Genomic DNA, 12,385 nt, shown 5'->3' on the forward strand with positions numbered 1-12,385 from the left:
CTGATCTCGATTTTATAAAAAACGCCGCGATTCTACATTATGACGTCCGTACCAACATGAGCGATATTCATGCAAAAGCGCCGCATGCTCCAAAACCGCACAGGTTTGTTATGATCCCGCTCCTTCGTAATGGTCTTTCCGAGTAGTCCAAATGTCCGATCGCAGCGTCCGTCTTCAAGCTCTCAAGCAGGCTCTCAAAGAGCGCATCCTGATACTCGACGGCGGTATGGGCACGATGATCCAGAGCTACAAGCTCGAAGAGCAGGATTATCGCGGCAAACGCTTCGCTGACTGGCCGAGTGACGTCAAGGGCAACAACGACCTGTTGGTCATCACCCGTCCCGACGTGATCGGCGGCATCGAGAAAGCCTATCTGGATGCCGGCGCCGACATCCTCGAAACCAACACCTTCAACGCCACGCGCATTTCCATGGCCGACTACGGCATGGAAGAACTGGCGTACGAGTTAAACGTAGAAGGCGCTCGCCTGGCGCGCAAGGTCGCCGATGCCAAGACCGCTGAGAACCCGGACAAGCCACGCTTCGTTGCCGGCGTGCTCGGCCCGACCAGCCGCACCTGCTCGCTGTCGCCAGACGTCAACAACCCGGGCTATCGCAACGTCACATTTGATGAGCTGGTGGAGAACTACACCGAAGCCACCAAAGGTCTGATCGAGGGCGGCGCCGACCTGATCCTGATCGAAACCATTTTCGACACCCTCAACGCCAAAGCGGCGATCTTCGCCGTGCAAGGCGTGTTCGAAGAGCTGCACATCGAACTGCCGATCATGATTTCCGGGACCATCACCGATGCGTCTGGCCGCACCCTGTCGGGCCAGACCACCGAAGCGTTCTGGAACTCGGTAGCGCACGCCAAGCCGATTTCCGTCGGCCTCAACTGCGCACTCGGCGCCAGTGAATTGCGTCCGTACCTGGAAGAGCTGTCGAACAAGGCCAGCACCCACGTGTCCGCGCATCCGAACGCCGGCCTGCCGAACGAATTCGGCGAGTACGACGAACTGCCGTCGGAAACCGCCAAGGTCATCGAAGAATTCGCCCAGAGCGGCTTCCTCAATATTGTCGGCGGTTGCTGCGGCACCACGCCGGGGCACATCGAAGCCATCGCCAAAGCCGTCGCCGGTTACGCGCCGCGGCAGATTCCGGACATCCCCAAAGCTTGCCGCCTCTCGGGTCTGGAGCCGTTCACCATCGATCGCAGCTCGCTGTTCGTCAACGTCGGCGAGCGCACCAACATCACTGGCTCGGCGAAATTCGCCCGGCTGATCCGTGAAGACAACTACACCGAAGCGCTGGAAGTCGCCCTGCAACAGGTCGAGGCCGGCGCGCAGGTGATCGACATCAACATGGACGAAGGGATGCTCGATTCGAAGAAGGCCATGGTGACCTTCCTCAATCTGATCGCCGGCGAACCGGACATCTCGCGCGTGCCGATCATGATCGACTCGTCGAAATGGGAAGTCATCGAAGCGGGCCTGAAGTGCATTCAGGGCAAGGGCATCGTCAACTCGATCAGCATGAAAGAAGGCGTCGAGCAGTTCATCCACCACGCCAAACTGTGCAAGCGCTACGGCGCCGCCGTTGTGGTGATGGCGTTCGACGAAGCCGGCCAGGCCGACACCGAAGCGCGCAAGAAAGAGATCTGCAAACGCTCTTACGACATTCTGGTCAACGAAGTCGGCTTCCCGCCGGAAGATATCATCTTCGACCCGAACATCTTCGCCGTCGCCACCGGTATCGAAGAACACAACAACTACGCTGTGGACTTCATCAATGCTTGTGCCTACATCCGCGACGAGCTGCCGTACGCGCTGACCTCGGGCGGCGTGTCCAACGTGTCGTTCTCGTTCCGGGGCAACAACCCGGTGCGCGAGGCGATCCACTCGGTGTTCCTGCTGTATGCGATCCGCGCGGGCCTGACCATGGGCATCGTCAACGCCGGTCAGCTGGAGATCTACGACCAGATCCCGCAAGAGTTGCGCGACGCCGTTGAAGACGTGGTGCTCAACCGCACGCCAAACGGCACTGACGCCCTCCTCGCCATCGCCGACAAATACAAGGGCGACGGTAGCGTCAAAGAAGCCGAGACCGAAGAGTGGCGCAGTTGGGAGGTCAACAAGCGTCTGGAGCATGCGCTGGTCAAAGGCATCACCACGCACATCGTTGAAGACACCGAAGAATCGCGCCAGTCGTTCGCCCGCCCGATCGAAGTGATCGAAGGCCCGCTGATGTCCGGCATGAACATCGTCGGCGACCTGTTCGGCGCCGGCAAAATGTTCCTCCCGCAAGTGGTGAAATCCGCCCGTGTGATGAAGCAGGCCGTAGCGCACTTGATCCCGTTCATCGAACTGGAAAAAGGCGACAAGCCGGAAGCCAAGGGCAAGATCCTCATGGCCACCGTCAAGGGTGACGTGCACGACATCGGCAAGAACATTGTTGGCGTGGTGCTCGGTTGCAACGGCTACGACATCGTCGACCTCGGCGTGATGGTGCCGGCCGAGAAGATTCTGCAGGTGGCCAAAGAGCAGAAGTGCGACATCATCGGTTTGTCCGGCCTGATCACCCCTTCGCTGGATGAAATGGTCCACGTTGCGCGTGAGATGCAGCGTCAGGACTTCCACCTGCCGCTGATGATCGGTGGTGCGACCACCTCCAAAGCGCACACGGCGGTGAAGATCGAGCCGAAGTACAGCAACGATGCCGTGGTTTACGTGACCGACGCTTCCCGCGCGGTGGGTGTGGCGACGCAGTTGCTGTCCAGGGAACTGAAGGCCGGTTTCGTCGAAAGAACCCGCGCCGAATACGTTGAAGTGCGCGAACGTACCGCCAACCGCAGTGCCCGCACCGAACGCCTAAGCTACGCCGCTGCGATCGCCAAGAAGCCGCAGTTTGATTGGGCGACTTATCAGCCCGTCAAACCAACCTTCACCGGCAGCAAGGTTCTGGACAAAATTGACCTGAAAGTCCTCGCTGAATACATCGACTGGACGCCGTTCTTCATCTCTTGGGATCTGGCCGGCAAATTCCCGCGCATTCTCGAAGACGAAGTGGTCGGTGAAGCCGCGACTTCGCTGTACAAGGATGCGCAGGAAATGCTCGCCAAGCTGATCGACGAGAAGCTGATCAGCGCCCGCGCGGTGTTCGGTTTCTGGCCGGCCAATCAGGTGCATGAAGACGACATCGAGCTGTACGGCGATGACGGTCAGCCATTGGCCAAACTGCATCACTTGCGCCAGCAGATCATCAAGACCGACGGCAAACCGAACTTCTCGCTGGCCGACTTCGTTGCACCGAAAGACAGCGAAGTGACCGACTACGTCGGTGGTTTCATTACCACCGCCGGCATCGGCGCCGAAGAAGTCGCCAAGGCTTACCAAGACGCTGGCGACGACTACAACTCGATCATGGTCAAAGCGCTGGCCGACCGTTTGGCCGAGGCTTGCGCCGAATGGCTGCACCAGCAGGTGCGTAAAGAGCACTGGGGTTATGCCAAGGACGAAACCCTCGACAACGAAGCGCTGATCAAAGAGCAATACAGCGGTATCCGCCCTGCCCCGGGTTATCCGGCCTGCCCGGATCACACTGAGAAGGCCGCGCTGTTTGCCTTGCTCGACCCGGAAGCCGAAGAAATGCGTGCCGGTCGCAGCGGTGTGTTCCTCACCGAGCACTATGCAATGTTCCCGGCGGCAGCGGTCAGTGGCTGGTACTTCGCGCATCCACAGGCGCAGTACTTTGCTGTGGGCAAAGTCGATAAGGATCAGATCGCCAGCTACACCTCGCGCAAAGGCCAGGAGCTGAGCGTGACCGAGCGTTGGCTGGCGCCGAATCTGGGCTACGACAACTGATCAACGCAGCTTGAAAAAAACCTCGGTAGACCGTCTGGCTACCGAGGTTTCATGCGTCTCTCTTACACGCTGAACTGTTGCCGTTCAGTGGTCGTCAGCTCAAGCAACAACCCGGTTTCCTGGGTTTTGAACTCTACCTCCAGCGCCCCGACTTCCGTCAGGTACGCCTCGGTTATCTCTGTATAACGATCTTCCAGCTCGCCCTGAATTTGCGCCTGTTTGTCTTTTAAAGCAGCGAATCGCCGTGGGTATTTGCGCTTCAATTGGGCGATCCAGTAATCGCGCGTGACCAGATCCTCCACGAAGTCAGCCGACTGCTCGGCCGCAATCACTTCGGCGTAAGCGGTGTCCAGTGTGCCGGCGCTGACGTTGCCACTGTAGAGCATGTCTTTCGGCTGCCCTGGCAGTTCCAGCCTGTCACCCAGACCAATCCGATAAGCCAGCCGGACTTCCGCCGGATCCGGTCTGCCGCCTAGCGCCTGGCGTTGCAACACGTCGCGATTGGCGATTTTTTCAATTCGACCGAGGCGAAACAGCTTTCTGCCCAGTTTGAACAGCACACTGTCCTGCTGATTCAGGGGCGTGGATTTGACGGTTTCGAACTCGAAGACCTTCACCTCAATGTCGCTGAATAACAGGATGCGCCCGTCACCACAGGTCTGCGCCGATTGCGCCATCGCAAACACCGTGCGCCTCAAGCTTTCATCGCTGTCAGCGGCTTTCAACACCCGATGTACACGACGAGTGAGGTCAGTACGCCCAAGCGCAAAGTCCTTGGTGCCCTCCATGCGGTCGAGCAGATTGAAGAACGCCGCACTGTCAGGCTGCTGCTCGAAATCGCCCCAGATTCGCGTTAGTTCTTGGGCGTCATTTGACGCTGGATCGATCCAGCGGCGGCGGGCCTCGTCACCGGTGACATGGTCGACATCCACCTCTTCATCACTGAGCGGCGAGGTATCACTGCCGAAAATGCTTTCAGTGTCCTCGCTGTCCAGTACCTCGTCGAGCTCCTCGGCAGACCAGCCCATGATTGTCTCACCGGGATTAATCTCGTTGCGCAGCATTATCAGGCTCTGCCCGTTCAGGCTGTCATTGCTCGACAAATCCACGCCTTCACGCAATCGGCGGTAGCGCTCAGTCATCAAGGCCGGGGGCACGGCTTCGAGCATGTTGTCTCGCAGATTCAGCGTTGTGAGCGAAGGCAGTTCGAGCACTCCTTCGGGCCACGCTACCAGTCGATTGGTTTGCAGATTGAGTGCCTCAAGCTGGGTGAGTGGCCTGACGTCCAGCGATTCCAGCCAGTTGTGCGACAGGTTCAGCGACTGCAACTGAGGCAACGTCGCAAGTTGCGTTGTCAGTTGCGGCGTCGATCTCAATCGGTTTACCGACGCCGACAGGCGCTTGAGATCATGGATCGCAAAAACAGGCGCGGGCAGGTTCGCCAGAAGATTGCCGTTCAGCTCCAGTGTATGGATGCCTTGGAATGCCCCGAGAAAACCGTCCAGGCCCTGCTCGCTAATAAAAACCTTGTTCAGTTTCAACGTGCCGACATGAGAGAAATCCCCTGCCAGCGTCGGCAAATCGCCTAAGGGATTCTCGGACAGATCAAGGGTGAAAACGGCGCTGCCACGTTCCGCCGCAGGTACTCCCCGCAGATTCTGACGCCAGCACGCCATTATCTGATCGGCGGCTTTACGCCGCTCCACAGCGCTGACCCAGAGCGGCAGACTCATTTCCCTCAACTGAAACGGCGGCTGAGTGATCCATTGATTCAGGGATTCGGTCAACGCCTGAAACTGCTGGTTCCAATCATCCATCCGGGCGAACAACGCTCCAGCTCCGTGACTCAGTGTCAGATCATCAACCGCCTGCAACGCCTCGGAGTCGCGCAGATCCGGGTCAAGCCTTTGCAGGCGTGCCTTGGCCGTCATTCTCGCCAACTGCTCTGCAGACTCCACTCTCAGCGGCAACAACAGCTCCGGAAACTGGCTGACCAATGGCGGAAAATACGCGGGGCCGCCCAGGGTGAACCCCTCACGCAAGTCAGTTCTGGAAATGCCCATTGGCGCAAATTCATGACTGTTGGCCAGCAGATCGTGTCGGGCCTTGGTCGTCAGTCGACATCCTCCCAGATCGACCTGGAGCTGGTCGTGCCCGCTGAACACGGCCTCGGGTACATTCACGACTGCGCTGTTGTTCAGCTCCAGCCGGGTCAGCGCAGGCAACTCCAGCACGCCCTCGGGCCAAGCGGCGAGCGCGGTGTGGCCCAGGCGCAAGCGCTTCAGCGCGCGCAAAGTCGTAACGTTCAGCGACTCGACACGGTTGTAGCGCAAATCGAGGGTTTCCAGCCCTGACAGTCCGTTCAAACGCCCCTGCAACGAGGGCGTGATGGTCAGATAATTGTGCTGCAGCCCGAGGTCTTTCAGCTTTGCCAGTTGCTTGAGTGTCGAGGGCAAATCGAACAGCTGATTGCGGCTCAGATCCAGCGTGCGAACCTCGCTGAAGTGCGGCAGAAATTGATTCAAGGCATCAACCGGAGCCACCACTTCTGACAACTTGAGTGTCAGCACATGGGAAAAATCCGTGGCGGTCAACGCGGATAAATCAGGCAAGTCACCGAGTGGCGCCCCCGACAAGTCCAGCAGGAATACATTATCCGCCGCAACAACCGGCAAGGTGTGCGAGCTTGAAGATCCCGGTTGAGGTTCAGCACTGACAGGTACTTCCTCACTTATGCCGACGCGTTGGCGCAACCCCTCTTGCCAGGATTCACGAATCAGTCGGGCCGTGTTGCGCCGAGCGTTCTGATCAACAGCACGGCCGTTGACGATGGGTGAGCGTTCCTGCCATTCGGTCAGTTGCCCGGACAATACCTGCATATCCCGGCGCACCGCATTAATGTGCTCGAGCAGTGCCCGGCCTGACAGGCCTCGCGCCTTCAGTTGCCTGAGCGCGGCGGAGGAAAGATCGCTGCCGCAATCCATCGCTATCTGTAATGAATCCCGACTGTAGCGTTCGAGTATCTGCACGCTGTCCAACACATGCGCAGGATTGTCTCGGACGTATTCATAAGCTTTGACGAATTGTTCAGCGTCGAGCCGCGCCCAGTTGAGATCCAGCCCTCGCCACAGTTTTTCGTGACCTGCAAACAACTCGGCAGGCAACGCCTTTATGTTGGCTTGTCGAAGGTTTACTTGCTCAAGCCCGGGCAATTCCAGAATGCCTTTGGGCCAATGTTCGAGGGTACCCGCCACATTCAATGCCCGCAGCCGGGGCAATTGGCTGACATCCAGTTCGCTGGATATTCCGCGCAGCGTCAGGCTCTCCAATTGCGGCATGACATTGACCAGCGACTGCGCCGCCTCACTGAACTCGTTGCCGAGATTGCCACCCAGCAGCAATTCACGAATGCCGGGGAGCGTTTTGAGTTTCTCGGCCAGCCGTGCTGACTGGAGGGGACTCCAGACGTAAAGCTCAAGTGAACGGACGTTAGGAAACTGCCGCATCAACGATTCGCTGCTCTGACTGAGCAAACTGTCGACACTTAACTGCAGACTGCTGACGTGAGGGAAATGCGCTGTCAGCTCCGGCAACAAACCGGCGTTACCCCATTCCAGATGAATCCCGGCCGGGACGTCGACCAGCCCCCGCAGCCGCCAGGCGTCCTTGACCATTTGCGCCGTTTGTTGACGGGCCAACGACACGTCATCCTGGGCGCTCCACTGATCAAGTTCTATGGCGAGCGTCTCGTACTCCATGGCGCGCAGGTTGAGCAAATGCGCAATTTGCGTCTCGGTACTTCCACCCAGCAACAGGTGATTGATCATCATCTGCGCCGAGTCATCCGAAAAGTCCGGATAGAGGTCGCGAACCCTTGAGATCAACGAGGGGTTGACCATCGCGTCCGCACCACGGCCGCTCAAGAGGTAGCCAGTACGATTGTCCGCCAGACGTGACGGCGACTTGAACCGTCGGCTGGAAACATTCGGGAATAAGGTTTCGAGCATCTCCGCTCGATGCGCCAGAGCATATTGGCTCAGCGTTTTCTGCAACTCTGCGCTCTGCCAGACGTCTGGCAGGCCGAGCTTGATGCGCGCATTGTCCGGTAAGGCGTGCATCAACGATTGATAAAAGTTGTCGCCGTGGCGGGGCACACTGTTTAACGCACTGCCCTGGCTGTCGAAGGCTTGGAACTGCCCGGGTTGATGATGTTGACCGCCGTCAGTGACCACGTATTTGACATCTTCGGCCGACTCGCTGCCGATACTCGCAAGCACCTTGCCGGTGCAGTCGTGTTGGCGCACTTCGAGTCGCAATGATCGCGGCCAGCCTGGTTGTTTCTCCAACGCCTGTAACGCCAGACGCTGACTGTCGAAGGACGCCAGGCCTGGCAGTTGCATGCCGGCCAGCGCCCGGTTCATTCGCCCGACTCTGGCGCGAGTGCGCGCCTTCAGCAGGAGACTCACCGGCAGCCGCCCGCTACGTCGGTTAAACCGGCGCTCCCGAGCGGTGGCAGCATTCAACACCTCTTGTGCAGCGTCATTCGACAGGCTCGGGAAGGTGCTTTGCAGCTGTTTGATTTCAGGCGTTAGCGCCGTTTCGGCGGGAACACCCTCGTGAAACAGGCGCAAGGCATCGGACAAGACCGAGGGCATGGATTGGTGATCGACGTGCATTTTGCGCAGCACGCTGTCGTTGACCCCACTGATCCGCGCGATGTTCTCCAATGTTGCCGTATCCAGCCCATCGGTTGCGTGGCCCATGCGTCTGAGCAGCGTCGTACGATCCCATTGCAGCGGGCGTTCGAAATCGTGACGCCAGGCGCCCTGGCCATTGGAGCGCAGCGCTGGCTGATAGGCATTCGGGTTGCTCGGATGTTTGAGGCGCCAGCGGCCGAGGCTCGCGTCAAAGGTTTGCTCATACACCTCACCGTCCACGCGAATGAACGTTCTACCGTCTACTTCATATTGCCCAAGACGATTGGGTTCAAGCGTGGACGGCAGCACAACCGAGCTTTTGTACGGCGCCAGGCCCGGCCGCCAGAGTTGCTCGTCACCAAACGGCAGTTTGACCTTGACCATGCCGTCGACTAACGGTGCCGAGAGGATTTTCGGCGCTTTACTGACAGCCGCGCCGATAACAGCCATAAACGCCAGGTTCGTTGCGACAGCGCTGAGATAACGCCATGCCTGATCACGGTCGCCAACGCTCCAGGCTTCCACGCCGTGATACACGTCCAGCGTCAACTGCACGGCCATCACGGCCATCATCACTTCGCCCAGCCCCGGGATAAAGAACGCTGCGACGTTCAATATGTTCAAGCCCCATTCGGCATAGCGCGCCAACCGCGCATACCAGGCGTCATGGTCGACCGTGGCGGTCGGCACCGCCAACTGTGCGGAGGACTCCTTAAGACGCGCCTCGTGGCGGCTGTACAACTCGCCGAACAAGTTTTCGTCAAAAAAACTTTCCGCCAGATCCAGCACTGGGTCGTCTCGATAAACCCGTTGATAAATTCCGTCGAGATGCCCGAACAGCGTTTGTTCCCGGTGCGGTGCGTCTGGATTCCATTTCAGCGTCTGCAACGCTGACTGAACGCTGCCAAGAAACCTGCCAGCGTCGCCATGCGGGATAAGACGTAAAAACGCGCGCTGATAGGCGTCGTCCCGCAGGCGCGACGCTAAATCCTTTTCGAATGCCTTGAGCGACGCGTATTCCTTGATCGGAGCCACCGGGTCACCCGGTATGCAGACGATGATCCGTGAGTCCGTGTACGCGAGCACGTTGAACAGGTTGGTGCCGGGATTGCTCAAGCTCAGGTCAATTTTTTTCTGTTTGCGTCGATTCGCCCCCAGCACAAACATCTCGCTCGCAGGCAAGCCCAGTACATGCAGCTGGCTGAACACAACGGGTTCGCCATCCAGCGTCGTCGCCGGCTCTTCGTTAAGTACGCCGAGCACCGCCAGATAGGCGGTCGGGCTCAGCAGCGACTTCAGGCGAGCAATGTGCGCATGGGCCCTCAGGCTGTCTTTCCACGCTTCAATGGTCTGTGCCTTGACCGTTGCAGCGGTGTCGGCCGCATCAAATATTGCCGCCAAGTGCTGCTGATATTGCTTGCCGATATCCAGCTCACGGCATAACAGCGCAAAGTCGCTGGGCTTGATCGCCAGCTTCTTGATTCTGTAGCACTGGGAGTGGCCGAATTTGGGGTAATACCAGCCATAAAGTCCTTGGTTTTCATCAACGATGGGCGCCCTCTCCCCCTGTTCCGCGATGATGTCTGTTTCAGCGAAGGGCTGCTCGTCGGCAAAATTTCGTAACGCCAATTGCAGCAGGTTTTCATCGGTGATGAGCCTGTTGCGGTAAAGCTCGGTGTAAAGCCAGGTGTTGGCCGTATCGACCTTGATGCCAAACTTTTCAAGCAGCGCGTCTTCAAGCAAGGGTTGCGCAAATTCGACGACACCCTTGAGCCCTTTGAGGGTTTTCGCCAGATTCTGACTGGACTCGCGGCTGCGTTGCTGACTGTCGCGCACGATTTGCCGTTGCACCTCGCTCAGCACTTCGAACCACTCGGGCAGCGCCCCTTCGGGCAGACCTCCGGGAGTTCTGGCCCGATCTAGTTGCCGGATGTTTTCGGGGCTGAAATGACGCAGCCGCTTGTGCAGTTTCTGTTTGACGAAATGCTTGTACAGGCCCTCCTCCCGGCCCGGTATGAGTGCTCGCATGTGAAATCCTGACGGCTTGTGAATGAGGCGTCAGTCAATCACCTGCGGCGTTGGCGATGGCGGTACATATATATATGCCGTCACTTTTGTCAGCGACCCGCAGGCATTTAATTGTCTATGCTTGGATTTCACACTGTGATGACGAGGGATTTATGGACGATCCAGTCGACAATAAACCGCCAACCTTCTGGCAGATGCTGCACAGCGTCATGGCAGCGGCGTTCGGGGTGCAAAGTGGCAAGAACCGGGCAAGGGATTTCACCCACGGCAAGCCCAGCCATTTCGTGGTGCTGGGTATTTTGTTCACGGCAGTGTTCGCCCTGACGCTGTTTGCCATCGTCAAACTGGTGCTGCATTTCGCCGGTGTCTGATGGCGTTCAGCGCATCAGGGTTTGCAGATTGAACGGGTAGCGATAGGACGCCGGCCGATCCTTTGCCGAGAGTTTGCGAAAATTCACCCCGTAGTTCGGCGATTCACCCATGGCAAGCAGTTTTCGCGCGTGGGCGCTGTCGATCAGTTGCAGCAAGGGGATCTGTCGATCACGGCCGCCGTAGCGATTCAGATCCACGCCTTGCTCGACGTCGTGCAACTCGACCAATGCCCAGCCACCGAGCGTGAAATGCCCGCCGACCAATGCGCTGAGGCGGCCGTCAACCAATGCCTGCAACGCCGCCGGTGACGTATTGACCGCACTGAACAAGGCGTCTTTGCCGGGCACCTTGCCGGTCTCGGCAAACGCGCGCATCGCCCCGAAGGCCATTTCATCATTGGCCGACCACACCAGCGAAACATTCGGATATCGGCCAAACAGTTGCTTGGCCTGTTCATAGGCGCGCTCCTGCGTCCAGCCGCTGTAGACCAGTTGCCGCAAACGCACCTGTGGATGCTCGGCCAGGGCCCGCTGCATGCCGTGTTCACGCAGTTGCGCCGACGGGGTGATCTTCAGGCCGGAGAAGGCCAGTACTTCAATCGACTCATTGCCAGCCACGGGCCGATGCAAACGAATCAGCTCCTTCATCATCAGGTAGCCGCCCTGCTCGTCATTGGGTACCAGGCTGCCGATCCGGTCACTGCGTTTGCCGATCAATGCCTCTTGATCGACCGTCAACGCGGCGTTGACCATGAACAGCTTGACCCCGCTGTCCTGCGCCAGACGCAGGATCTGTGGCGCGACATATTGTTCGTTGACGAAAATCAGGTAGTCGGGCCGCGTCGCCCCCTGCAAAGCCACGCGAGCCTGGGCCAGGGTCCGTTCAGGTTGACGTTGCGAATAGACAATCTGCAGGTCGATGCCAAGGTCACGCGCAGCCGCCTGCATGAATTGCGAATAGCTGACCCAGAACGCTTCCTCGGTCGAGCCTGGACTGAGAAACAGCACCGACTCCGCTCGCGCAGCGGTAGCAAAAGCCGCGCTTAACAGCAGCAGACTGAGGTGCAAAAGCTTGAACATGAGTCATCCGGGCCCAGGGAAAAATGGCCGCGCATTATAGCCATCGAACCACCGGCTATTGATGCCTGATCCCGTTTTTTGTCCGACAATCTGTCGGAAGCGGGCCCGGATGGGTCGTTTACTGATGACTGACCCAGAATACCGCCGTCCCTACGACCAAAATGATCAGGAACAGAATGGCCCACGCATCGACACTGCTATCGCTTTTTCTTGCCTTGGTCGGATTGCTCATTGCATCGCCTCTTGTCGGTTTTATCGGTGATTGCAGAAAGACTCGACCACAGTTAAGACGATGATTGTCCGCACGACAAATGTGGATTAGTTGACAGCCATTCTCGTTAGGCCAT

Annotated in this window: 4 protein-coding genes; 2 read left to right on the forward strand and 2 right to left on the reverse strand. The window is 58.4% G+C overall.

Going from position 1 to position 12,385, the window contains the following annotated elements; genetic code table 11:
- Positions 1 to 151 precede the first annotated feature (151 nt).
- A complete protein-coding gene (metH, locus tag ACZZ0B_RS12490) occupies positions 152 to 3,862 on the forward strand; it encodes a methionine synthase (protein ID WP_463545342.1) in 3,711 nt (1,236 codons plus the stop codon).
- 62 nt (positions 3,863 to 3,924) lie between these two features.
- Here the strand turns inward: metH and ACZZ0B_RS12495 are convergent, their stop codons facing one another.
- Complete coding sequence (locus ACZZ0B_RS12495) at positions 3,925 to 10,587, reverse strand: NEL-type E3 ubiquitin ligase domain-containing protein (RefSeq protein ID WP_463545343.1); 6,663 nt, start codon at positions 10,585 to 10,587, stop codon at positions 3,925 to 3,927.
- A 152-nt stretch (positions 10,588 to 10,739) separates the two neighbouring features.
- On the opposite strand from ACZZ0B_RS12495, the gene ACZZ0B_RS12500 reads away from it, so the two are divergent.
- A complete protein-coding gene (locus ACZZ0B_RS12500) occupies positions 10,740 to 10,958 on the forward strand; it encodes a DUF2970 domain-containing protein (protein WP_008080467.1) in 219 nt (72 codons plus the stop codon).
- A gap of 6 nt (positions 10,959 to 10,964) precedes the next feature.
- Here the strand turns inward: ACZZ0B_RS12500 and ACZZ0B_RS12505 are convergent, their stop codons facing one another.
- Entirely contained in the window at positions 10,965 to 12,038 is a 1,074-nt protein-coding gene (locus ACZZ0B_RS12505) for an ABC transporter substrate-binding protein (protein ID WP_463545344.1), read from the reverse strand.
- Between the last annotated feature and the right edge of the window lie 347 nt (positions 12,039 to 12,385).

It is taken from the genome of Pseudomonas sp. AC247, from assembly GCF_979258015.1.

Bases quoted from the DNA above. Each gene is read 5' to 3' on its own strand.
- ACZZ0B_RS12500 (WP_008080467.1), top strand. From the start codon at position 10,740: ATGGACGATCCAGTCGACAATAAACCGCCAACCTTCTGGCAGATGCTG.
- ACZZ0B_RS12505 (WP_463545344.1), bottom strand. From the start codon at position 12,038: ATGTTCAAGCTTTTGCACCTCAGTCTGCTGCTGTTAAGCGCGGCTTTT.
- ACZZ0B_RS12495 (WP_463545343.1), bottom strand. From the start codon at position 10,587: ATGCGAGCACTCATACCGGGCCGGGAGGAGGGCCTGTACAAGCATTTC.
- metH (WP_463545342.1), top strand. From the start codon at position 152: ATGTCCGATCGCAGCGTCCGTCTTCAAGCTCTCAAGCAGGCTCTCAAA.